This window comes from Herbiconiux sp. (genome assembly GCF_023264895.1).
GTDB lineage: Bacteria > Actinomycetota > Actinomycetes > Actinomycetales > Microbacteriaceae > Herbiconiux.
In genome coordinates, this window is sequence record NZ_JAHFUY010000024.1 from 1 (window position 1) to 22,320 (window position 22,320).

Here is a 22,320-nt window from a genome sequence, read left to right on the forward strand (position 1 = left end):
CACCCGTGCGCCCGCGACGGCGGAGGTGGTGGTGGAGGCCGCGGGCGCGGTGGGACCGGCCGAGGTGGAGGCAGCGCTGGCGGCGGGACCGCCCGAGGTGGAGGCGTCCGGGGCCGTGGCATCGACCGGGATGCCGCGGGGCACCTCGTCGGGGACGACCTCGGCGATGCGGGTGGCGCTGGCCGCCACCTGGCGCCAGGCTCCGAGGGCGAGGGGCACCATGGCGAAGACCTCGAAGACCGCGAGCGGCACGAGGGCGATCACGGCGAGCGCCGGGCCCTCAAAACCTCCCGTTCCGAGCTGCGGGATGCCGACCGCGAGGGAGACGACCGTCACGATTCCCGAGACCGAGGCCACGAGCGCGGCCGTGACGCTCGAACCGGCCGCACGGCGCACGAGCGCGCGGGTGAGGGTCTCGTCGCGGCGGGCGAGCTGCTCGCGGTGGGCGGCGTCGGCCCCGTAGGCCACGAGCACGTCGAGGTTCTCGAGGTGGTCGGCGAGCTCGGCCTGGTAGTCGCCGCGAAGGCCCGCGACCGCTCGCTCCTGGCGCCCCGACACCGCCGCGTTGACGAGGGTGCCGAGCACCGCGGCGAGCGCGAGTCCGAGCAGCAGCACGAGACCGGCCGCGGGGAGCAGCAGCCACACCACCACGACCGCCGCCCCGGCCGTGAGCCCCGAGACCACGAGCGGTGACACGACTCGGAGCGGCAGGTTCTGCTGCTCGTCGACATCCGAGACGAGGCGGCTGAGGAGGTCGCCCCTGCGGCTCCGGCCCAGACCGTCGGGCGACACGGGGACGAGACGCTCGTAGACACCGACCCGCAGGTCGGGCAGCGTCGCGAATGCGGCGTCGTGGGCGAAAAGGCGCTCCACGTAGCGGAACGCGGCGCGACCGAGCGCGAACGCCCGCACCCCGACCATGGCCATCGAGAGGTAGAGGATGGGCGGCTGCTCGGCCGCCCGCGTGATGAGGTAGGCCGAGGTGGCGAGGAGCCCCACGGCGCAGAGCGCACTCAGCAGCCCGAACACGATTCCCGGCAGGAACCGCCGCAGCCGTGGCTGCGCGAGTCGCAGCACCTCCGCGCGCCTCATGAGCGCCCTGCCCGAACATGCAGGGCGGATGCCCCGGCGAGCGCCAGAACCGCATCGGCCGCCGCGATCACCGGCCGCCGGTGGCTCACCACCACCACGACCCGCCCCTCGTCGGCGAGCGCCCGCAGGCACCGGATGAACGCCTGCTCCGTCTCGGCGTCCAGCGCCGACGTCGGCTCGTCGAAGACCACGACCCGGCAGTCGAGCCGCCGCGCACGGTAGACGGCGCGCGAACTCGCGACCCGCTGGGCCTGACCGCCCGAGAGCCCCTCACCGCGCGCGTCGATCGCCACCGCCAGATCGACGTCGACGGCACCAGCGAGGTCGAGCGACTCTCGGGCTAGCGAGGCGTCGGGCGCATCGTCGCCGAGCGCCACGTTGCCGAGCACGCTCCCGGAGACGAGGGTCGAACGCTGCCCCGCCCACGCGATCCACCCACGGGGCGCAGGGGCACCGGATGCGTCGACCCCGTCGACGAGGATGCGGCCGTCGGCAGGCACGAAGCCCACGAGCGCGGCCACGAGCGACGACTTGCCGCTGCCGCTCGGCCCCGTCACCGCCGTCACAGCCCCCGCCTCGAACCGTGCGTGGAGCCCGGAGAGCACGACGTCGTCGCCGTAGCGGACCCCGAGCCCGTCGAGCACGAGCCCGTCGAGCACGAGCCCGTCGCCCGACGCAGAACCAGCGACAGCGACCGACGCCGAGAGCCGCTCGGCCGCACCGGTCACCGCCCCCGCGCCGGCACCGGTTACCGCCGCAGCGCTCGCACCCACCCCGGCCCCCGCATCCAGGATCTCGAACACCTCGGTCGACGCCGCCACCCCATCGGCCGCGGCATGGAACTGCGCCCCCACGTTCCGGATGGGCAGGAACGCCTCCGGCGCGAGCAGCAGCACGAACAGCCCGACGCCGAGCCCGAGCCCGCCCTCGATCAGCCGGATGCCGATCGACACCGCCACGAGTGCCACCGACAGGCTCGCCGCGAGCTCGAGCGCGAAGCCGCTGAGGAACGACACCCGGAGCACCTTCATGGTCTGGCCGCGGTAGTCCTCGGTGACGGCGCGGATGCGCGCCGACTGCCGCTCCTGGCGGCCGTAGATCTTGAGCGTTGAGAGCCCGCCCACCACGTCGAGGAAGGCGGTCGACAGCCGCGAGAGCTTCTCCCACTGCCTCTGCTGCACCGCGCGCGTGGCCCACCCGATGAGGATCATGAACACCGGGATGAGCGGGAGCGTGAGCGCGATGGTCAGCCCCGAGATCCAGTCCTGCCACCAGATGACGACCACGATGACGGGCGTCGCGACGGCCGTGAGGATGAGCTGGGGCAGGTACTTGGAGAAGTAGGTGTCGAGCAGATCGAGCCCCGGGCCCACCGTGACCCCCACCGCCGTGGCGCTCCGACCGCCCAGCCAGCCCGGCCCGAGGGCCGAGACCGCCCCGACCACGCGCTGCCGCAGCTCGCTCTTGACCACGGCGGCTCCGCGCGCCGCGTTCACGTCGGCGATCCAGTTCACGACGAACCGCACCGCGACCACGACCGCGAGGGCCACGAGGAGCGGCACGAGCGACGACAACGGTGCGCCGTCGATCGCCTGCACGATCAGCTGCGTCACGAGGTAGGCGAACCCGACCACCGCCGCCGTCTGCAGCACGGCCAGGAGGCCACCGGCCACGAAGAACGCGCGAGCGGAGGCGGCGTACTTCAGGAGCCTGGGATCGACGGGTCGCACCGTACTAGTGTGCGGCCTCGACGGGGATCTGCTCGCGCGTCACGCGCTTGCGGAAGATCCAGTAGGTCCAGCCCTGGTAGGCGAGGATGAGCGGCAGGAAGATCAGCGCGACCCAGCTCATGATCTCGAGCGTGTACTGCGACGACGACGCGTTGACGATGGTGAGGCTGTTCGCGGGATCGTTCGAGGCGGGCATGACGCCCGGGAACAGGGCGAGGAACAGGCTCAGCACCGCGAGCCCGATCGTGGCGGCCATGAGGCCGAACGCCAGTCGCTCGCGGCCGCGGAGGTTGGCCAGGAACGAGCCGACCAGCACCACAGCGGCGCCCGCCGAGAGCAGGATCGACGCCGGCGTGCCGAACGCCACCGAGGTCCAGACGAGGAACGACGCGGCGACCACGATCGTGAGCGCCCCGGCCCGCACCGCGAGCCGGCGTGCACGGCCCCGGATCTCGCCGTCGGTCTTGAGCGCCACGAACACCACGCCGTGCGTGAAGAACAGCAGCAGCGTCGTGAGCCCGCCGAGGAGCGCGTACGGGTTCAGCAGCCCGAAGAAGGTGCCGATGTAGTCGTGGTTCGCGTCGAGCGGCACGCCCGCCACGATGTTGGCGAACGCCACGCCCCAGAGGAACGCGGGCACGGCCGAGCCGACCACGATCATCCGGTCGAAGCGCGCCTTCCAGACCCTCTCGGGCCGCTGGTGCCGGTACTCGAACGAGACTCCCCGGAGGATGAGCGCGAGCAGGATGAGCAGGAGCGGCAGGTAGAACCCGCTGAACAGCGTCGCGTACCACTCGGGGAACGCGGCGAACAGCGAGGCGCCCGCCACGATCACCCAGGTCTCGTTGAGATCCCAGACCGGGCCGATCGTGTTGATGAGCACGCGCCGGTCTGTGTCGTCCTTGCTGAGGAAGGGCAGCGACATGCCCACGCCGAAGTCGAAGCCGTCGAGCACGAAGTAGCCGACGAAGAGGAAGCCGACGATGAAGAACCAGAGGGTGGGGAGGTCCATGAGCGTCTCCTAGTAGACCGTGGCCGTGTGCTGGAGCTTCCCCGTCTCCGGGTCCTCCTCGGGTGCGTCATCCGGGCCCTTCTGGATGGCCTTCTTGATGAGCTTGAACTCGACCACGGCGAGCGTGCCGTAGATGAGGGTGAAGGCGATCAGCGAGATCAGGACCTCGACACCGGTGACGCCGGGCGACACCGCATCCTGGGTCTTCAGAAGACCGAACACGATCCAGGGCTGCCGGCCCATCTCGGTGAAGATCCAGCCCACGATCATGGCGCCGAGCGAGAGCGGGAACGCCCACACCGCCACCCGCCACATCCAGCGCCAGCGCGGCGAGCGGCCGCGGCGGGTGAGCCAGAGGCCCGCGACCGCGATGAGCACGTGCGACATGCCGAGCCCGATCATCCAGCGGAACGACCAGTAGGTGATCCAGATGGTCGGCGAGTAGTCGCCGGGGCCGTAGAGCTGCACGTACTGCTCCTGCAGGTTGTTGATGCCCTCGACCGTGCCGTCGAAGGTGTGCGTCGAGAGGAACGACAGCAGGTACGGGATGCGGATCGAGAACAGCTCGTGCACACCGTCGGGCGTGCCGAGCGTGAAGACCGAGAACGACGCGTTCGCCCCCGTGGCCGTGTGGTAGAGCGCCTCGGCGGCCGCCATCTTCATGGGCTGCGTCTCGACCATCGCGAGGCCGAGCTGGTCGCCCGTGAGCACGGTCAGCGCACCCGCGCCCACCATCATCCAGAGCCCGAACTTCAGCGCCGGGCGCATGGTCTCGAGGTGCTGGTTGCGGTAGAGGTGCCAGGCGGCCGTGGCGATGATGAGGCCGGCCGTGACCATGAAGCAGGCGAAGATCGTGTGCGGGAACGCGGCGAGCGCGACCTTGTTGGTGAGCAGCTCCCAGATGTTCGTGAGCTCTGCGCGGCCCTTCTCCTCGTTGATGCGGAAGGCGACCGGGTTCTGCATGAACGAGTTCGCGGCGATGATGAAGTAGGCCGAGAGGATGCTGCCCACCGTGGCAGCCCAGATGCTCGCGAGGTGCAGCTTCTTGGGCAGCTTGTCCCAGCCGAAGATCCACAGCCCGATGAACGTGGCCTCGAGGAAGAATGCGAGGAGCCCCTCGAGCGCGAGCGGTGCGCCGAAGACGTCGCCGACGAAGCGCGAGTAGTCGCTCCAGTTCATGCCGAACTGGAACTCCTGCACGATGCCCGTGACAACGCCCATCGCAAAGTTGATGAGGAAGATCTTGCCGAAGAAGCGCGTGAGCTGCAGGTACTTCAGCGACCCGGTGCGCACCCACGCGGTCTGGAAGATCGCGACCGTCGTGACGAGCCCGATCGTGAGGGGCACGAAGAGGAAGTGGTAGATGGTGGTGAGACCGAACTGCCACCGTGACAGCAGCAGAGGATCGAGGAACTCGTTCACGCGGAACTCCTTGTGGGAAACGGGGCCACGCTGCCATCGCGGGGGTGTGCGACACCTCCATGCTACCTGCTTGTATACAAGCATTCCGCCCATTCAGGGAATCTCATACAGCCCACGATAGGGTTTGCTGCATGCTCTGTGGAATACATCCATGAACGAGGCGCTGTCCTGGCTCCTGGATACCGTCTCGTCGGTGGATCCCCTGGTCAGGACTCTTTTGGCCGGAGTCGCGATCCTGCTCGAGACGAGCGTGCTCGTCGGGCTGATCGTGCCGGGAGACACCGTGGTCATCGTGGCGTCGACAGGCGTGTCGACACCACTTGAATACATGTGTCTCGTGGCCGTGGTGATCATCGGAGCCCTCTCCGGCGAGAGCATCGGCTTCGCCCTCGGCCGGTTCTTCGGGCCGAGGCTCCGCGCGTCAAGGCTCGGCCGTCGCGTCGGCGAGAAGAACTGGGTGAAGGCCGAGAACTACCTCGCGCGGCGCGGCGGCATCGCCGTGTTCCTGTCGCGCTTCCTGCCGGTGCTGCACTCGCTCATCCCGCTCACGGTGGGCATGAGCCCCATGCGCTACCGGCGTTTCATGGCCTGGACCGTGCCCGCGTGCGTCATCTGGGCCTTCGCGTACGTCTCCGTCGGCACCTTCGCCGCGGGCGGCTACCGGGAGCTCTCGAAGGAGCTGCACTGGGCCGGCTACGTCTTCGTGGGCGTGATCGTGCTCTTCGGCGTCCTGGTCTTCGTGGTCAAGAAGGTGCTGCAGCGGCTCGAGCGCCGGCACATGGAAGAGGCCCCGCCCGCCGCCGCCGAGGCGGAGGAGGACGGGGCCCGCTAGGAGGGATCCGCTCTTAGAAGAGCGCGACCTTCTCCAGCCAGTTCTTCGCGATGGTGTCGGCCGACTCCTGGTCGTTCTGGCTCTGCGAGTTGAGCTCGACCAGGTCTTCGGCGGTGAGCGCCGCGCTGACCTTGTTGATGACGTCGGAGACCTCGGGGGTCGCGGCGTCGGTGTTGATGAGCGGCACGACGTTCGAGGCGAGGAACAGTCCCTCCGGGTCCTCGAGCGTCACGAGCCCGGCGGCCGCGATGTTCGGGTCAGCCGAGTAGATGTTGACGAGCTGCACCTGGTTGTCCTTCAGAGCCTGCAGCGTCAGCGGTCCGCCCGAGTCCTCGATGGGAGTGAAGCCGACGGTCACGCCGTAGGTCGCGAGGAGTCCCTCGGGGCCGTAGGGGCGGGTCTGCAGCTCGGAGTTGCCGCCGAGCGTGAGCGGGGTCGTGACCGAGGCGAGGTCGCTGAGGCTCGTGACGCCGTTCGACTCGGAGAACTCCTTGGTGACGTTGTAGGAGTCCTGGTCGGTCGCGGGCGCCTGGTCGAGCACCTCGAGGCCCTCGGGGAGGGCTCCGGCGAGCGCCGAGTAGACGTCGTCGCTCGTCTTGGCGGTGGTCTCGGGGTCGTAGTACTGCAGCAGGTTGCCGGTGTACTCCGGGAACAGCTGCACCTCGCCCGACTCGAGCGCCGGCAGGTAGGCGTCGCGCTGGCCGATGTTGAACTGGCGCTCCACCTCGATGTCGTTCGCCTCGAGCGCCTGGGCGTAGATCTCGGCGATGATCTCGTTGGAGTAGTAGGCCTGCGAGCCGATGACGATCGCGCCACCCTCGGCGGCGTCTCCGCCGGATGTCGACGAGGTGTCGAGCGGATCGCCCGACGCACACCCTGCCAGCGCCACCACAGCGCCGACCGCGACTAGCCCAGTGAGGAGCCGGCCTTTCTTGATTGCTGTGAACATGTGATTCATTTCCCTTCTCGGATGGGAGTCCCCATCACCGCACGCGTTCGGGATGACCGCGCACGGACGTCTTTCAGCTCCTTCGCGACGACGCCGCGTGGAACGACCAACTTCTGCAGCAGCGCGAAGATTCCCTCGAGGACCAGCGCGAGCGTGGTCACGAGGATCGACGCACCGAGAGTCTGGGCGTAGTCCCTGGTCGCCACACCCGCGAAGATGAAGGCGCCGAGCGCACCGCCGCTCACGTAGGCGGCGAGCGTCGCGGTGGCCACGACCTGCAGCACGGCCGAGCGGAGCCCGCCGATCAGGAGCGGAAGGCCGAGCGGCACCTCGACCTTGCGGATGACCTGCGACTCGGTCATGCCCACGGCCCTCGCCGCGTCGATGGTCCGGCGGTCGACGGCCTCGAAGCCGGCGTACGCGCCGGCGAGGATGGGCGGGACGGCGAGGACGACGAAGGTGAGCAGCGGTGCCTTGAACCCGATGCCGAGGCCGAGCCCCAGCAGGATCAGCACACCCAGGCTCGGCAGGGCACGGAACCCGCCGGACAGCGAGACCGCGATGTCACGGCCTCGGCCGGTGTGGCCGACGAGGTAGCCGAGCGGAACGGCGATCAGCGCGGCGATCGCCACGGCCCCGAACGTGTAGGCGAGCTGCTCGCCGAGACGGGCGAACCAGCCTGACGGGCCGGTCTGGTTGGCGGGATCCAGGATCCAGGCGATCCCGTCGAGGAGGAGGTTCACGACACGCCTCCCGCGAGGAGGGCGGTGCGCTGCCTGGCCGAGCGCGGGCTGCCCGTGCGCTCACGGCGGCTCCACGGGAGGGTGACCCTGCCGAGCAGCACGAGCAGCAGGTCGAACACGACGGCGATGAGGAGCACCGCCACGATGCCGCTCACCACCTCGGCCGGGATGTTGCGCTGGAAGCCGTTGATGAAGAGGTAGCCGAGGCTCGTGACCCCCACGACCGAACCGATGGTGGCGAGGCTCACCGTGCTCGCCGACACCACGCGGAGCCCGGCGAGCAGCACGGGGCCCGACAAGGGCAGCTCGACCCGCCAGAACCGCTGCCAGCCGGAGTACCCCATGGCGCTCGCGGCCTGGAGCACGTCCTTGTCGACCGAGGCGAGCCCGTCGGCGGCCGTGCGCACCATGAGGGCGACGGCGTAGATCGTGAGCGCGACGCTGACGTTGAGCGAGGAGAGCAGCGGCGTGCCGAGGATGAGGGGCATGAAGATGAACAGCGGCAGCGACGGGATCGTGTAGAGCAGCCCCAGCACCACGAGGATGGTGCCGCGCGTCAGCCGGAAGCGGTTGGCGATCCAGCCGATCGGCACCGAGAGGAGGAAGCCGACCACGATCGGAGGAACGCTCAGCGCGATGTGCGCGAGCGTCAGCTCCCAGACCAGGTCGAGGTTGGAGGAGACCCAGTTCACGGCTGGAGGACCCCCGTGGGCGTGCCGTTCTCATCGACCACCACGTCGCGGTCGCCGACGCGCTGGATGCGGAGAGCCCGCTTGCCCCTGTCGGCGCCCACGAACGAGGCCACGAAGTCGTTGGCCGGGTGGGCGAGGATCTCGGCCGGTGTGCCTACCTGGGCAATGTGTCCGCCCTTCTGCAGGATGACGACCTGGTGGCCGAGCAGGAACGCCTCGTCGATGTCGTGGGTCACGAACACGACGGTCTTGCCGAGGCCGTCCTGCAGCCGGATCGTCTCCTGCTGCAGCTCCGCCCGCACGATCGGGTCGACGGCACCGAACGGCTCGTCCATGAGCAGGATGTTGGGGTCGGCGGCGAGCCCGCGCGCCACGCCCACACGCTGCTGCTGACCGCCGGAGAGCTGGCGCGGATACTTCAGGGCGAGGGAGCGGTCGAGGCCCACGGTGTCGAGGAGCGCCATCGCGTCGTCGCGCGCCTTCTTCTTCGGCACGCCGCTCAGGATCGGCACGGTGGCCACGTTGTCGATGACCTTGCGGTGCGGCATCAGGCCCGAGTTCTGCATGACGTAGCCGATCCGTCGCCGGAGCTTCACGGGCTCGAGCGATCCGGTGTCCTCGCCGTCGATGAGGATGCTGCCGGAGGACGGGTCGATCATCCGGTTGATCATGCGGAGCAGCGTGGTCTTGCCGCAGCCGGAGGAGCCCACGAGCACCGTGGTCTTGCGGGGCGGTATGACGAGATCGAAGGAGTCGACCGCCACCGTCCCGTCGGGGAACTGCTTCGTCACCGATCGGAACTCGATCATCGCGGGGCCCTATCAGTCGTCGGGTCGCGGGATGCGGCCCTTCGCCCTACCCAAACATCACTTCGGGCAAACGCAAACCCTCACGTCAGAAGACGTCACACAATCGTGAGGATCAGGAGGTCCGTCAGGCGGCGATCGGCGCCTCGGCGAGGTAGCCGGCCACCACGGTCCGGCAGGCGGCGATCGCCTGCTCGTCTCCCGAGGAGTCGATCACGAACGCCCGCACGAGCAGCGCGTCGAGCACGGTGAGCGCGATGTCGAAGCGGCCGGCGAGCGACCCGTCGTCGGCCACACCGAGCTCGGCGGAGACGATGGTGGCGAGCGAGGCCGCGATGCGCGCCGAGGCCGCGGTGCCGCCGTCGACGGCGGGGAGGGCGATCTGGTCGCCCAGCCGGATGGACGTGAAGCCCGGCTCATCGCGGTGCATCTGCACTCCCGCGTCGATGAGGGCGGAGAAGACGTCGTCGACCGTCGCGGGGGGATGCTCCTCGAGCTTCTCGACGCTCTTGCGGAGGAACCGCTCGAAGCCGCGGAGGCTCATGGCCGCCAGCACGGCGATGCGGTCGGGGAAGTAGCGGTAGACGGTGCCGATGGACGCACCGGCCCGCTCGGCCACCATGGCGGTGGTGAGGCGCTCGATGCCGACCTCGGCCACGACGGCCGACGCCGCGTCGAGCAGGGCGTCGATGCGCTCGCTGCTCCTGGCCTGCACGGGTTCGTTGCGCACCTGGCCGGTCGACGTCATCGCACCGCTGATGAGATCGTTGAATGTCACTTCAGACCGTTCCTTCCGCAGTTCCCAGACCCCCAGTGTAGTTGGGCTCCCGCATCGTGACAGACTGGGGGCGTGCCCAAGAAACCAGCCGCGGCATCACGGCTGCACCGTGCCGCCCGTATCGACGACGCGATCCACGACTTCCGGGAGAAGGTGGTCAGGCGCTGGGGGCACCTGCCGACGGTCATTCCCTACGCCGGGTACGGCTCGACCGAGCGGATCCGGGTGCTCGGCCGTGTGCTCCTCACGAAGCCGCCTCGCGAGGGCGAGTCCTCTCGTTCCATGCAGCGGCGCGAGGAGCGCGTGCGGGGCTGGCGCAGCTTCACGAGCGTGCCGGTCGGCGACATCGAGGTGACCATCGAGATCGAGGGCACCGTGCGCACCGTTCGTGCCGATCGAGGCGGCGTGGTCGACACCTCGGTGGATGTCGAGCTCGAGCCGGGTTGGCACACCATCACGATGCGCACGCACGACTCGGATGCCGTCGAGGCCCCCGTCTTCATCGTCGACCCCGACACCTCGTTCGGCGTCGTGTGCGACATCGACGACACCGTGATGGTGACGGCGCTGCCCCGCCCCTTCCTGGCGTTCTGGAACACGTTCGTGCTCGACGAGCACGCCCGCACCCCGACCCCCGGCATGGCCGTCTTCCTCGAGCGCCTCACGGCCGATCATCCGGGGTCGCCCTTCATCTACCTCTCGACGGGCGCCTGGAACGTCGCGCCCACGCTCACCCGGTTCCTCGGCCGCAACCTCTACCCGCGCGGTCCCCTCCTCCTCACCGACTGGGGCCCCACGCACGACCGCTTCTTCCGCAGCGGGCGCGAGCACAAGGAGACGAACCTCCGGCGGCTCGCCAAGGAGTTCCCCGACATCCGCTGGGTGCTGATCGGCGACGACGGTCAGCACGACGAGGAGATCTACGGGGAGTTCGCGCTCGAGCACCCCGAGAGCGTGCGGGCGATCGCCATCCGCCAGCTCTCGCCGAGCGAGGCCGTGCTCGCGGGTGGCCGCTCGAAGTCGGAGCAGGCCGCCGCCGCCCCCGGCACCCCCAAGGTCTACGCCCCCGACGGCGCCGGCCTGGCGGACAAGCTCAAGGCCCTCTAGCCGCGCGTCAACTGGCCGAATGCGCCTCGAGGAACTGGAACACCTCGTTCTCGTCGACCCCCGGGAACTTGCCCGAGGGCAGCGGCGACAGGATGTGGGCATGCAGCTTGGCACTCGGCCAGGCCGCGTCGCCCCAGCGCTCGGCGAGGTCGCTGGCCGGCTTCCGGCAGCACGACTCGTCGGGGCAGTAGGAGCGCTGGCGCATCTGGGTGTCGCGGCCCCGGAACCACTTCGCGTCGGCGAACGGCACGCCGAACGAGATCGAGAACTCCCCCGCGTCGGTCTTGCCGGTCTGGGTGGCGCACCAGAAGGTGCCGGCCGGGGTGTCGGTGTACTGGTAGAACTCCGTCGTGCGGTTGGTTCGGCCGAGCGCACCGCGGGCCGCCCACTTGCGGCACACCAGCTGTCCCTCCACGGCCCCGGTGACGTCGACGGGGAGCGGCAGGCCGTCGTTCTCGTAGGCCTTGTAGATGGCGCCGTCCTCCCCCACGCGCAGGAAGTGCACCTGCATGTCCAGGTGCACGGTCGACAGGTTCGTCAGGCGCAGAGCCGCGGCCTCGTGGGTCACGCCGAAGGCGTCACGGAAGTCCTCCACCGAGAGGTCCTTGCGCTGCTTGGCCGCCTGCAGGAAGGCGGCGGAGGCCGTCTCGGGCATGAGGCAGGCGGCGGCGAAGTAGTTGATCTCGAGCCGCTGCTGCAGGAACTCGGCGTAGCTCGAGGGCGGCGTGTGCCCGAGCAGGCGGTGCGCCATCGCCTGCAGCGCCATCGACCGCAGGCCGTGGCCTCCGGGGATGGAGGCCGGCGGCAGGTAGATGCGGCCGTTGGCGAGGTCGGTGACCGAGCGGGCCGAGTGCGGTAGGTCGTCGACGTAGATCAGGGTGAAGCCGAGCTTCTCGGCCAGGAGCGAGACGCTGCGGTGGGTGAGCGCCCCCGAGGTGTGGCCCACGGTCGCGAGCGTCTCCTCGGCCAGCCGCTCGAGATCCGGCAGATGGTTGCTCCTCGTGCGCATCGCGAGGCGGTTCTCCGTGTTGGCACGGCGAGCCTCCTCGGGGGTGGCGATCGACTCGCTCGCCCGGCGGCGCAGCTCCCGGTGGAGGCCCACGAGCGACTCGAGGGTCTCGAGCGGCAACGAGCGACTCGGCGGCACCGCGGGCAGGCCGAGCGAGGCGTAGAGCGGGCTCTGCTGCGCCTTCGCGAGCTCGATCTCGAGAGCCGTTCGCGCATCCGGGGCCTCAGCGCTGAGGAGGTCGGGCACGGGCACCCCGAGCTGGGCGCTGATCGCCTGCAGGAGAGACAGCTTGGGCTCGCGCCGGCCGTTCTCGATCAGCGAGAGCTGGCTGCCCACGACCCCCACCTTCGCACCGAGCTGGTCGAGCGTGAGCCCGTGGAGCTTTCGATGGTGCCGGATGCGCCGCCCCAGCGTGATGAGGTCGCTCGCCTCGTCCATTTTGTCTCCTTGTCAAGAAGTGCCGATCTTTACATCAAAGTACCGCGGATCGAGCCGAAATATCGCGAATAGTAGAAGAACAGACCCGCAGTTGATGAGAAGAAGGTCACAGATGAGCATCCTCGAGACGAGCAGCATGGTCGATATCGACGGTCCCAGCCGCAACAGTGCGGTCAACGAGTGGGTGCGCGACATCGCGCGGCTCACGAAGCCCGACAGCGTGGTCTGGTGCGACGGCTCGACCCGCGAGTGGGACGACCTCACCAAGATGATGGTCGCCCAGGGCACCCTCATCCGGCTGAACCCCGAGTGGCGCCCCAACAGCTTCCTCGCCCGCAGCGACCCGGCCGACGTGGCGCGCGTCGAGGACCGCACGTTCATCTGCTCCGAGCGCGAGGCGGATGCCGGCCCCACCAACAACTGGAAGAGCCCCTTCGCCATGCGCGAGGAGCTCGACACCCTCTTCGCCGGCAGCATGCGCGGCCGCACGATGTACGTCGTGCCCTTCTCGATGGGCCCCCTCGGCGGGCCGATCTCGCAGCTCGGCGTGCAGGTCACCGACTCCCCCTACGTCGTCATCAGCATGCAGCTGATGACCCGCATGGGCAAGGCCGCCCTCGACCTGATCGAGGAGGAGACCCCCTGGGTGCCCGCCGTGCACTCGGTCGGAGCGCCCCTCGTCGACGCCGACGGCACCCGCCGCGACGACGTGGCCTGGCCGCACAACCCCACGAAGTACATCAGCCACTTCCCCGAGACGCGCGAGATCTGGTCGTTCGGCTCCGGCTACGGCGGAAACGCCCTGCTCGGCAAGAAGTGCTTCGCCCTGCGCATCGCGAGCGTCATGGCCCGCGACGAGGGCTGGCTCGCCGAGCACATGCTCATCATCAAGATCACCTCGCCCGCCGGCAAGGTCTACCACGTGGCCGCCGCGTTCCCCTCGGCGTGCGGCAAGACGAACCTCGCCATGCTGAACCCGTCGATCCCGGGCTGGAAGGTCGAGACCATCGGCGACGACATCGCCTGGATGCGTCAGGGCCCCGACGGCAAGCTCCGGGCCATCAACCCCGAGCGCGGCTTCTTCGGTGTGGCTCCGGGCACGGGCATCACGACGAACCCCACCGCGGTCGACACCGTGTGGGGCAACTCGATCTTCACCAACGTCGCGCTCCGCGACGACGGCGACATCTGGTGGGAGGGCCTCACCCCGAAGGCGCCCGCGCACCTCATCGACTGGCAGGGCAACGACTGGACCCCCGCGTCGTCGACGCCCGCGGCGCACCCGAACTCGCGCTTCACGGTGACGGCCGACCAGTGCCCCTCGATCGCCTCTGACTGGGACTCCCCGGACGGCGTGCAGATCGACGCGATCCTCTTCGGCGGACGCCGGCCCTCCACGGTTCCGCTCGTCTCCCAGGCCCGCGACTGGACCCACGGCGTGTTCATGGGGGCCACAATGGCCTCTGAGACCACCGCGGCCGCCGAGGGCGCCGTGGGGCGCCTCCGCCACGACCCGTTCGCGATGCTGCCGTTCTGCGGCTACAACATCACCGACTACTTCGCCCACTGGCTCGAGATCGGCGACTCGCTCGGCGACGACGCTCCCCCGGTGTTCTCGGTCAACTGGTTCCGGAAGGACGCGGACGGGAAGTTCATCTGGCCCGGCTTCTCCGAGAACGCACGTGTGCTCGAGTGGATCGTGCGCCGGCTCGAGGGCGACGTCGAGGTGGTCGAGACGCCCATCGGCAAGCTGCCCAAGGTGCGCGACTTCAACGTCGACGGCCTCGACCTGCCCTACGAGCAGCTGCAGGCCATCCTCGCGGTCGACCGGCCGGCCTGGAACCGCGAGGTCGACGAGGTCGCCCGCTACTTCGACGAGCTCTCCGAGGGCAGCGGATCCGCGGTCCCCGACCGCCTGCAGCGCGAGCTCTCGACGCTGCGGTCGAACATCCGCTGACGCGCTCTGCCCGACCAGAACGGCCGTCGCCCACCGGGTGGCGGCCGTTCGGCATCCTGCCGAACTGTATTCTGGTGAGACGCATCGAGGCACCTCACCACTGACACGGTGCCGCCCATACCTGGAGGTCCCATGACCGCGCACGTGCCCGACAAGCCCGCCCTTGAAGGCCTCGAAGCCAAGTGGGACGCCGAGTGGACGGAGAAGGGCACCTACCTCTTCCCGCGCGACGGCGCCACCCGCGAGACGGTCTACTCGATCGACACCCCGCCGCCCACCGCCTCCGGATCGCTGCACATCGGGCACGTCTTCTCCTACACGCACACGGATGTGATCGCCCGCTACCAGCGCATGACGGGCAAGCGCGTGTTCTACCCCATCGGCTGGGACGACAACGGCCTGCCGACCGAGCGCCGGGTGCAGAACTACTACGGCGTGCGCTGCGACCCCACGCTCCCCTACGACCCCGACTTCACGCCGCCGTTCGAGGGCGGCGACAACAAGTCGTCGAAGGCCGCCGACCAGATCCCCATCTCGCGCCGCAACTTCATCGAGCTCTGCGAGGTGCTCACGGTCGAGGACGAGAAGCAGTTCGAGTCGCTCTGGCGCGACCTCGGCCTCTCGGTCGACTGGACCCAGACCTACCGCACCATCTCGCGGGAGTCCCAGGCCGCCTCCCAGCTCGCCTTCCTCCGCAACATCGAGCGCGGCGAGGCCTACCAGGCCATGGCGCCCACGCTCTGGGACGTGACGTTCCGCACCGCGGTGGCCCAGGCCGAGCTCGAGGACAAGGAGCAGCCGGGCGCCTACCACCGGCTCGAGTTCCACGGCGCCGACGGCTCCCCCGTCTTCATCGAGACGACCCGGCCGGAGCTGCTCCCCGCCTGCGTGGCGCTCGTGGCGCATCCGGACGACGAGCGCTACAAGGCGCTGTTCGGCACCACCGTCACGACCCCCGTGTTCGGCGTCGAGGTGCCCGTGGTGGCCCACCACCTCGCCCAGCCCGACAAGGGCTCGGGCATCGCCATGGTCTGCACCTTCGGCGACCTCAACGACGTGATCTGGTGGCGCGACCTCGACCTGCCCAACCGCGCGATCATCGGCTTCGACGGCCGCGTGGTGAGCGAGGCTCCGGGTGCGATCACCTCCGAGGCCGGACGCGAGGCGTACGCGCAGCTCGCCGGCAAGACCGTCTTCTCGGCCAAGCAGGCCGTGGTGGAGCTGCTGAGGGGCACCGGCGAGCTGATCGGCGAGCCCAAGCCCATCACCCACCCCGTGAAGTTCTTCGAGAAGGGCGACCGGCCCCTCGAGATCGTGTCGACCCGCCAGTGGTACATCCGGAACGGCGCCCGCGACGAGGAGCTGCGCGCGCGCCTGCTCGAGCTCGGCGCCGAACTCGAGTGGCACCCCGACTTCATGCGGGTGCGCTACGAGAACTGGGTGGGCGGGCTCACCGGCGACTGGCTCATCTCGCGCCAGCGCTTCTTCGGCGTGCCCCTGCCCGTCTGGTACCCGCTCGACGGCGACGGCAACCCCGTGTTCGACCGGCCGATCGTGGCGACCCAGGACATCCTGCCCGTCGATCCCTCCTCGGATGCCGCACCCGGCTACGACGAGTCGCAGCGGGGAGTGCCCGGCGGCTTCCAGGGCGAGGTCGACGTCATGGACACCTGGGCGACCTCCTCGCTCACCCCGCAGCTCGCGGGCGGCTGGGAGCGCGATCAGGAGCTCTGGGAGACCGTGTTCCCGTTCGACCTGCGGCCCCAGGGGCAGGACATCATCCGCACCTGGCTCTTCTCCACCATGCTGCGCTCGACGCTCGAGACGAACGAGAAGCCCTGGGCTCACGCCGCGCTCTCCGGCTTCATCGTCGACCCCGACCGCAAGAAGATGTCGAAGTCGAAGGGCAACGTCGTCACACCCGCCGACATCCTGGCCAGCCACGGCTCGGATGCGGTGCGCTACTGGGCCGCCTCGTCGCGCCTCGGCACCGACGCGGCCTTCGACGAGAAGAACCCCACCCAGATCAAGATCGGGCGGCGACTGGCCATCAAGATCCTGAACGCGGCGAAGTTCGTCTACGGCTTCGAGCTGCCCGAGGGGCACTCGACCGTCTCGGAGGCGCTCGACGTGAGCATGCTCACCGAGCTCGACGACGTGGTGCGCACCGCGACCGCCGCGCTCGACAAGTACGACCACGCACGCGCCCTCGAGGTCGCGGAGACGTTCTTCTGGACCTTCTGCGACGACTACCTCGAGCTCGTCAAGGAGCGCGCCTACCGCGCCGAGTCCGACCCGGCCGGCAAGGCCTCGGCCGTGCTCGCGCTGCAGGCCGCGGTCGACGTGCTGCTGCGCCTGTTCGCGCCCTACCTGCCCTTCGCCACCGAGGAGGTCTGGTCGTGGACCCACGACGGCTCGGTGCACACCGCCGCGTGGCCCACGACGGTCTCGTCGGCCCTGCCCTCGGGCGTGGTCGCCGAGCTGCCGCAGCACGCCGGGCTCTTGCCGCTGGCCTCGCGGGCCCTCGTGGGCATCCGTCGCGCCAAGACCGACGCCAAGGCCTCGCAGAAGACCCCGGTCGGGACCGCGGTGATCGCCGGCCCCGGCGAGGAGATCGCACTGCTCGAGCTCGCCGCCGCCGACCTGCAGGCGGTGGGCCGGATCGCCGGGCTGTCGTTCGCCACGGGCGACGAGCTCGTGGTGCAGGATGTAGTTCTAGCGCCCGAGGACAAGCCGGAGGCGACAGCATGAGCCAGGAGGCGACGATGCCGATCGAGGTCAGACCGGTGGCGGCGGGAGAGTTCTTCCCCTGGCACGCGGTGTACACGGGCTACGGCGAGTTCTACGAGACGCCGCTGCACGACAAGAAGGCCGTGCTCGTGTGGAGCTGGATCATCGACGACGCGCACGAGCTCGAGTGCCTCGTGGCCGTCGACGAGGAGGGCTCCCTCGTGGGGGTCGCCCACTACCGCTCGTTCAGCCGCCCGCTCGACGGCTCGAAGGGCATCTACATCGACGACCTCTTCGTGCTGCCCGAGGCCCGCAAGCACGGAGTCGGCCGGGCCCTGATCGAGGGCGTGGCCGACGTGGGGCGCGCCCGCAAGGCCACCATCCTGCGCTGGATCACGGCGAAGGACAACGAGGCCGCCCGCGCCCTCTACGACCAGGTCGCCGAGAAGACCAAGTGGGTCACCTACGACAAGGCGCTCTGATGATGATCCAGCTCGGCACCCGCTGGCTCGTCGGCGACGAGCCGCCCTCCAGGCTCCCGCAGGCCGTGATCGACGCGATCTACGAGGTCGAGGGCGAGCTCGCCGAACAGGGCGTCGACGCCTCCGACTGGAGCTGGACGCTGACGTGGCTCGAGGGGCGGCCCGTCGTCGAGCTCGACGACGAGACCGTGGTGGAGTACGACGCGGAGAACGACGCGGCGGTCGTCACCCCCGGTTCCTGAAAACCGGGGTCTGCCCTCCCCTACTCGAAGCCCTCGGGGTTTCGGGGGGTGTAGGGGGACTCTAGGGACGCGAGCTCGTCGGGGGTGAGGGTGAGGGCGACGCTGGCTACCGCGTCGTCGATGTGGTGGGGTTTCGTGGCGCCGACGATGGGGGACGTGACCGCCGGCTGCTGGCGCGCCCAGGCGAGGGCCACCTGGGCGCGTGGGATGCCACGGGCCTCGGCCACCTGGGCGACCGCCTCGGTGATGGCGCGGTCGGCGTCTTCGGCCTGGTTGTACATCGACTGGGTCACGAGGTCGGTGCCGGTGCGCGACGTCTCCTCGCCCCAGGGGCGGGCGAGGCGGCCGCGGGCGAGTGGGCTCCAGGGCAGCACGCCCACGCCCTGGTCGAGGGCATACGGGTGCATCTCCCGCTCCTCCTCGCGCTGAAGCAGGTTGTACTGGTCCTGCATCGAGACGAACCTCGTCCAGCCCCCGAGGTCGGCCGCGTGCTGCATCGTGGCGAACTGCCACGCCCACATCGACGAGGCCCCGATGTAGCGCGCCTTGCCCGACTTCACGACGTCGTGCAGCGCCTCCATCGTCTCCTCCACCGGCGTCTCCGGGTCGAACCGGTGGATCTGGTAGAGGTCGACGTAGTCCGTTCCGAGTCGGCGCAGACTGTCGTCGATCGCGGTGAGGATGTGCCGGCGCGAGAGCCCGCCCCCGTTGGCCGAGGGGCGCGAGGGGAAGAACACCTTCGTGGCGATCTCGATCTCTTCGCGCTGCGCGATCTCGCCGAGCACACGGCCCACGATCTCCTCGCTCGTGCCGTCGGAGTACATGTCGGCGGTGTCGAAGGTCGTGATGCCGGCCTCGAGCGCGCGCTCGAAGAAGGGCCGGGACTCGGCCTCGGGCATGGTCCACGAGTGCGGCCCGCGGAGGGGCTCGCCGTAGCTCATGCAGCCGAGGACCACGGGCGAGATCTTCAGGCCTGAGCGGCCCAGACGGACGGGTTCCATGGTGTTCATCCTTTCGCGACGGTGCGGGGAGTGCTCCGGCGCCCGGGGAAGGCGCTCCAGAGCATGACGACGCCGCCCACCAGCAGACCCCAGAAGGCGGAGCCGATGCTGACGATGACGATGCCGGAGGCGGTGACGAGGAACGTGGCGATGGCCGGGATGCGATGGGCCGGGTCCTCCAGCGCCGAGACGACGGCGGTGACGAGCGCCCCGAGCAGAGCCAGCCCGGCCACGGCGGTGATGAGCACGGGAGGGGCGGCCGAGATGAGCGCCGTGGCGACGCCCGCCGCCAGGCCCAGCACGATGAACAGGATGCCGGAGGTGACGGTCGCGACCCACCGCTTCGACTTGTCGGGATGCGAGTCGGGACCGGCCATGAGCGCCGCCGTGATCGCGGCGAGGTTGACCGGGTGCCCGCCGAAGAACGAGCCCGCCATCGTGCCGAGGCCCGAGGCCAGGAGTGCCGGCCGAGGCGGCACCGTGTAGCCGAAGGTCGACATCACGGCGAAGCCCGGCACGTTCTGCCCCGCCATCGTGACGATGAAGAGCGGCAGCCCGAGGCTCACGATCACGAGCGGGTCGAACTGCGGCACCACGAACGTGACCTGCGGCAGCAGGCTCGCGCCGGTGAGCGCGTTCGGGCCCGCACTCACGCCGATGCCCACGAGCGCCACGACCATGGCGGCCGGCACCGCCCAGCGCGGGGCGGACCGGAAGAGCACGAGCCAGGTGAGGATGACCGGCAGCGCGAGCCACGGGATCTCGACCGCCGCCGTGATGGGCGCGAGACAGATGGGGAACAGGATGCCGGCGAGCATCGCGCTCGCGAGCGGCTTCGGGATGCGCGTGATGGCGCGGCCGAGCGCCGGCCACAGCCCGCAGAGGAGGATGAGCGTGCCGCAGACGAGGAACGCGCCCACCGCCGCGCCGAAGTCGTCGGTGGTGGCGGCCGCGGCGACGAGGAGGGCCGCTCCGGGAGTCGACCACGCGAACGAGATCGGCATCCGGAACCGCCACGCGAGCAGGATGCAGCACAGTCCGCTGATGACGCACACCGCGAGCAGGCCGCTCGAGGCCTGCTGCTCGCTGGCCCCGACGGCCCTGAGGCCCGCGACGACCAGCACGAACGAACTGGCGAACCCGGTGAGGGCGGAGACGATCCCCGCCGAGATCGGCTGGATGATGGCTAGGCCGACTTCTCCTCGCGACGTGCCTTGCGCGGCACGATCGTGGGAGCTGCGTTCTCGAGCACGGCCTCGCGGGTGACGATCACGCCTGCCACCTCGTCGGTGGAGGGCACCTCGAACATGATGGGGCCGAGCACCTCCTCCATGATGGCGCGGAGGCCGCGAGCACCGGTCTGGCGGAGCACCGCGAGATCGGCGATGGCCTCGAGGGCGTCGGTCTCGAACTCGAGCTCCACACCGTCGAGCTCGAACATGCGCTGGTACTGGCGCACGAGGGCGTTGCGCGGCTCCGTGAGGATCTGCATGAGCGCGGCCTGGTCGAGCGGGGTGACCGTGGTGACCACGGGGAGACGGCCGATGAACTCGGGGATGAGGCCGAACTTGTGCAGGTCTTCCGGCAGCACCTCGCCGAAGAGGTTGGCTTCGGCCTTCTTGCTGTAGAGCGGGGAGTTGAAGCCGATGCCGCGACGGCCCGCACGCTGGGAGATGATCTCCTCGAGCCCCGAGAAGGCGCCCGCCACGATGAAGAGCACGTTCGTGGTGTCGATCTGGATGAACTCCTGGTGCGGGTGCTTGCGCCCGCCCTGCGGCGGCACGCTCGCCACGGTGCCCTCGAGGATCTTCAGCAGCGCCTGCTGCACGCCCTCGCCCGACACGTCGCGCGTGATCGACGGGTTCTCGGCCTTGCGGGCGATCTTGTCGACCTCGTCGATGTAGATGATGCCGGTCTCGGCGCGCTTCACGTCGTAGTCGGCGGCCTGGATGAGTTTCAGCAGGATGTTCTCGACGTCTTCGCCGACGTAGCCGGCCTCGGTGAGCGCCGTCGCATCCGCCACCGCGAACGGCACGTTGAGCCGCTTCGCCAGGGTCTGCGCCAGATAGGTCTTGCCGCAGCCGGTGGGGCCGATGAGCAGGATGTTGCTCTTGGCGATCTCGACCTCGGAGGCCTGCGCCTCGGCCGAGACGATGGCCGTGCGGGCCTTCGTGCGCTTGTAGTGGTTGTAGACGGCCACGCTCAGGGCGCGCTTCGCGGCATCCTGACCGATGACGTACTCCTCGAGGAAGGAGTAGATCTCTTTGGGCTTCGGGAGCTCGAACTCGCCGGCCGCTTCTTCGCTGGCCTCGGAGAGACGCTCCTCGATGATCTCGTTGCAGAGCTCGACGCACTCGTCGCAGATGTAGACGCCGGGCCCGGCGATGAGCTGCTGCACCTGCTTCTGGCTCTTTCCGCAGAACGAGCACTTGAGCAGATCGGCGCTCTCACCTATGCGTGCCATGCCCAGCCTCCTAAACGCTGTCTTCTCACGAGCCTAACCCGAACGCCCGACACTGCTCGACAACCACGCAGGATTGGGCCGACACCCGTCGTCACTCGAGAAGGTGGCGCAGGTAGCGGCCCGGAGCCTCGAGGAAGCTCCGCCAGTGCTGCACGATCTCGAGCTGCTCCCACGTGGTCTCGCGGATGCCCCACTCCCCGAGCTCGAGGATCGTGGCGCCCGGGAGCGACGCCAGCACTGGCGAGTGCGTGGCGCAGACGATCTGCGCGCCCGCCTTCGCGAGGGAGTCGAGCTGGGCCATGTAGCGCAGCGTCGACTGGAACGACAGGGCCGCCTCCGGCTCGTCGAGACAGAAGAAGCCCGGCGAGTCGATCTTGCGCTCGAGCAGGGCGAGGAATGACTCGCCGTGACTCATCTCGTGCAGATCGGCGTCCTGGTAGCCGAGCGACTCGAGGTAGCTGTAGTAGCCGTGCATGGTCTCGGCGCGGAGGAAGAAGCCCCACTTCGGTGACACCAGGCCGCGCCGGAGCTTCAGCCACTCCCCCAGCGGCGACTCGCTCGAGCGCGTGGCGGCACCGCCGTTGCGGCTGCCGCCCTCGGCGGGGAAGCCGAAGGCCATGGCGATGCCCTCGAGCACCGTCGACTTGCCGCTGCCGTTCTCGCCCACCAGGAACGTGACGCCGGCGGGCAGCTCGAGCCCGCGGCCGAGCTGCGCGACCGCGGGGACCGTCATGGGCCACGAACCGGCGACAGCCGGGGCATCCGCGAAGAAGGAGATCTCGCGGATGGCCCGGCTGTCGTGCAACCAGTCCTGGTCGCCCATGTCGGTGCGGC

Annotated in this window: 20 protein-coding genes; 6 read left to right on the forward strand and 14 right to left on the reverse strand. The window is 69.6% G+C overall.

All coding sequences use genetic code 11. The features are described 5' to 3' along the window. From Q0D57_RS04950 to Q0D57_RS04965, 4 genes are all read right to left on the reverse strand, one after another. Positions 1 to 1,092 (reverse strand): ABC transporter transmembrane domain-containing protein (locus Q0D57_RS04950; protein WP_291039157.1); only part of this gene is annotated, 1,092 nt, incomplete at its 3' end. Further along, complete coding sequence (gene cydD / locus Q0D57_RS04955) at positions 1,089 to 2,822, reverse strand: thiol reductant ABC exporter subunit CydD (RefSeq protein ID WP_291039160.1); 1,734 nt, start codon at positions 2,820 to 2,822, stop codon at positions 1,089 to 1,091. The genes Q0D57_RS04950 and cydD, both read right to left, overlap by 4 nt. Before the next feature lie 4 nt (positions 2,823 to 2,826). After that, positions 2,827 to 3,834, reverse strand: coding sequence for a cytochrome d ubiquinol oxidase subunit II (gene cydB / locus Q0D57_RS04960; protein ID WP_291039163.1), 1,008 nt, complete (start codon positions 3,832 to 3,834; stop codon positions 2,827 to 2,829). A gap of 9 nt (positions 3,835 to 3,843) precedes the next feature. After that, positions 3,844 to 5,256 (reverse strand): cytochrome ubiquinol oxidase subunit I, encoded by a 1,413-nt coding sequence (locus tag Q0D57_RS04965; protein WP_291039166.1) that lies wholly within the window; start codon positions 5,254 to 5,256, stop codon positions 3,844 to 3,846. A 151-nt stretch (positions 5,257 to 5,407) separates the two neighbouring features. Between Q0D57_RS04965 and Q0D57_RS04970 the strand changes: the two genes are divergently transcribed. Further along, positions 5,408 to 6,088, forward strand: a complete 681-nt coding sequence (locus tag Q0D57_RS04970; RefSeq protein ID WP_291039173.1) for a DedA family protein — start codon at positions 5,408 to 5,410, stop codon at positions 6,086 to 6,088. A gap of 13 nt (positions 6,089 to 6,101) precedes the next feature. Here the strand turns inward: Q0D57_RS04970 and Q0D57_RS04975 are convergent, their stop codons facing one another. The 5 genes from Q0D57_RS04975 to Q0D57_RS04995 form a co-directional block, all read right to left on the reverse strand. Next, positions 6,102 to 7,037, reverse strand: a complete 936-nt coding sequence (locus Q0D57_RS04975; protein ID WP_291039176.1) for an ABC transporter substrate-binding protein — start codon at positions 7,035 to 7,037, stop codon at positions 6,102 to 6,104. 5 nt (positions 7,038 to 7,042) lie between these two features. After that, positions 7,043 to 7,750: an ABC transporter permease subunit gene (locus Q0D57_RS04980; protein ID WP_291039437.1), complete on the reverse strand. Its 708-nt coding sequence runs from the start codon at positions 7,748 to 7,750 to the stop codon at positions 7,043 to 7,045. Positions 7,751 to 7,776: 26 nt separating this feature from the next. Continuing rightward, positions 7,777 to 8,472, reverse strand: coding sequence for an ABC transporter permease (locus tag Q0D57_RS04985; RefSeq protein ID WP_291039179.1), 696 nt, complete (start codon positions 8,470 to 8,472; stop codon positions 7,777 to 7,779). Beyond that, positions 8,469 to 9,281, reverse strand: a complete 813-nt coding sequence (locus Q0D57_RS04990; protein WP_291039182.1) for an ATP-binding cassette domain-containing protein — start codon at positions 9,279 to 9,281, stop codon at positions 8,469 to 8,471. Before Q0D57_RS04990 ends, Q0D57_RS04985 begins: the two co-directional genes overlap by 4 nt. A gap of 124 nt (positions 9,282 to 9,405) precedes the next feature. Continuing rightward, complete coding sequence (locus Q0D57_RS04995; protein ID WP_291039186.1) at positions 9,406 to 10,056, reverse strand: TetR/AcrR family transcriptional regulator; 651 nt, start codon at positions 10,054 to 10,056, stop codon at positions 9,406 to 9,408. Positions 10,057 to 10,128: 72 nt separating this feature from the next. Here Q0D57_RS04995 and Q0D57_RS05000 point away from each other — a divergent pair, with 72 nt between their 5' ends. After that, positions 10,129 to 11,163, forward strand: a complete 1,035-nt coding sequence (locus Q0D57_RS05000) for a phosphatase domain-containing protein (protein WP_291039190.1) — start codon at positions 10,129 to 10,131, stop codon at positions 11,161 to 11,163. 7 nt (positions 11,164 to 11,170) lie between these two features. Here the strand turns inward: Q0D57_RS05000 and Q0D57_RS05005 are convergent, their stop codons facing one another. Further along, entirely contained in the window at positions 11,171 to 12,610 is a 1,440-nt protein-coding gene (locus tag Q0D57_RS05005; RefSeq protein WP_291039193.1) for a helix-turn-helix transcriptional regulator, read from the reverse strand. A 112-nt stretch (positions 12,611 to 12,722) separates the two neighbouring features. Between Q0D57_RS05005 and Q0D57_RS05010 the strand changes: the two genes are divergently transcribed. The 4 genes from Q0D57_RS05010 (at position 12,723) to Q0D57_RS05025 (ending at position 18,021) form a co-directional block, all read left to right on the forward strand. Then, on the forward strand, positions 12,723 to 14,567 hold the full coding sequence (locus Q0D57_RS05010) for a phosphoenolpyruvate carboxykinase (GTP) (RefSeq protein WP_291039196.1): 1,845 nt from the start codon (positions 12,723 to 12,725) through the stop codon (positions 14,565 to 14,567). A gap of 132 nt (positions 14,568 to 14,699) precedes the next feature. Further along, positions 14,700 to 17,318: a valine--tRNA ligase gene (valS, locus tag Q0D57_RS05015; RefSeq protein WP_291039199.1), complete on the forward strand. Its 2,619-nt coding sequence runs from the start codon at positions 14,700 to 14,702 to the stop codon at positions 17,316 to 17,318. Beyond that, positions 17,315 to 17,779 (forward strand): GNAT family N-acetyltransferase, encoded by a 465-nt coding sequence (locus tag Q0D57_RS05020; protein WP_291039202.1) that lies wholly within the window; start codon positions 17,315 to 17,317, stop codon positions 17,777 to 17,779. Before valS ends, Q0D57_RS05020 begins: the two co-directional genes overlap by 4 nt. Further along, on the forward strand, positions 17,779 to 18,021 hold the full coding sequence (locus Q0D57_RS05025) for a hypothetical protein (protein ID WP_291039205.1): 243 nt from the start codon (positions 17,779 to 17,781) through the stop codon (positions 18,019 to 18,021). The genes Q0D57_RS05020 and Q0D57_RS05025 overlap by 1 nt, the downstream gene beginning before the upstream one ends. A 20-nt stretch (positions 18,022 to 18,041) precedes the next feature. On the opposite strand, the gene Q0D57_RS05030 is transcribed toward Q0D57_RS05025, so the two are convergent. The 4 genes from Q0D57_RS05030 to Q0D57_RS05045 all read right to left on the reverse strand — a co-directional run bounded on the left by Q0D57_RS05030 (position 18,042) and on the right by Q0D57_RS05045 (position 22,309). Continuing rightward, entirely contained in the window at positions 18,042 to 19,022 is a 981-nt protein-coding gene (locus Q0D57_RS05030) for an aldo/keto reductase (protein WP_291039208.1), read from the reverse strand. A gap of 5 nt (positions 19,023 to 19,027) precedes the next feature. After that, positions 19,028 to 20,206 (reverse strand): benzoate/H(+) symporter BenE family transporter, encoded by a 1,179-nt coding sequence (locus Q0D57_RS05035; RefSeq protein ID WP_291039443.1) that lies wholly within the window; start codon positions 20,204 to 20,206, stop codon positions 19,028 to 19,030. A 2-nt stretch (positions 20,207 to 20,208) separates the two neighbouring features. Continuing rightward, positions 20,209 to 21,486, reverse strand: a complete 1,278-nt coding sequence (gene clpX, locus Q0D57_RS05040) for an ATP-dependent Clp protease ATP-binding subunit ClpX (protein WP_291039212.1) — start codon at positions 21,484 to 21,486, stop codon at positions 20,209 to 20,211. Positions 21,487 to 21,577: 91 nt separating this feature from the next. Further along, positions 21,578 to 22,309, reverse strand: a complete 732-nt coding sequence (locus Q0D57_RS05045) for an AAA family ATPase (RefSeq protein WP_291039216.1) — start codon at positions 22,307 to 22,309, stop codon at positions 21,578 to 21,580. Positions 22,310 to 22,320: the final 11 nt, after the last annotated feature.

Coding starts and splice junctions, on each gene's coding strand:
- cydB (WP_291039163.1), bottom strand. CDS start 3,834: ATGGACCTCCCCACCCTCTGGTTCTTCATCGTCGGCTTCCTCTTCGTC.
- Q0D57_RS04970 (WP_291039173.1), top strand. CDS start 5,408: ATGAACGAGGCGCTGTCCTGGCTCCTGGATACCGTCTCGTCGGTGGAT.
- Q0D57_RS04975 (WP_291039176.1), bottom strand. CDS start 7,037: ATGTTCACAGCAATCAAGAAAGGCCGGCTCCTCACTGGGCTAGTCGCG.
- Q0D57_RS04990 (WP_291039182.1), bottom strand. CDS start 9,281: ATGATCGAGTTCCGATCGGTGACGAAGCAGTTCCCCGACGGGACGGTG.
- Q0D57_RS05005 (WP_291039193.1), bottom strand. CDS start 12,610: ATGGACGAGGCGAGCGACCTCATCACGCTGGGGCGGCGCATCCGGCAC.
- Q0D57_RS05010 (WP_291039196.1), top strand. CDS start 12,723: ATGAGCATCCTCGAGACGAGCAGCATGGTCGATATCGACGGTCCCAGC.
- valS (WP_291039199.1), top strand. CDS start 14,700: ATGACCGCGCACGTGCCCGACAAGCCCGCCCTTGAAGGCCTCGAAGCC.
- Q0D57_RS05020 (WP_291039202.1), top strand. CDS start 17,315: ATGAGCCAGGAGGCGACGATGCCGATCGAGGTCAGACCGGTGGCGGCG.
- Q0D57_RS05025 (WP_291039205.1), top strand. CDS start 17,779: ATGATGATCCAGCTCGGCACCCGCTGGCTCGTCGGCGACGAGCCGCCC.
- Q0D57_RS05030 (WP_291039208.1), bottom strand. CDS start 19,022: ATGGAACCCGTCCGTCTGGGCCGCTCAGGCCTGAAGATCTCGCCCGTG.
- clpX (WP_291039212.1), bottom strand. CDS start 21,486: ATGGCACGCATAGGTGAGAGCGCCGATCTGCTCAAGTGCTCGTTCTGC.
- Q0D57_RS05045 (WP_291039216.1), bottom strand. CDS start 22,309: ATGGGCGACCAGGACTGGTTGCACGACAGCCGGGCCATCCGCGAGATC.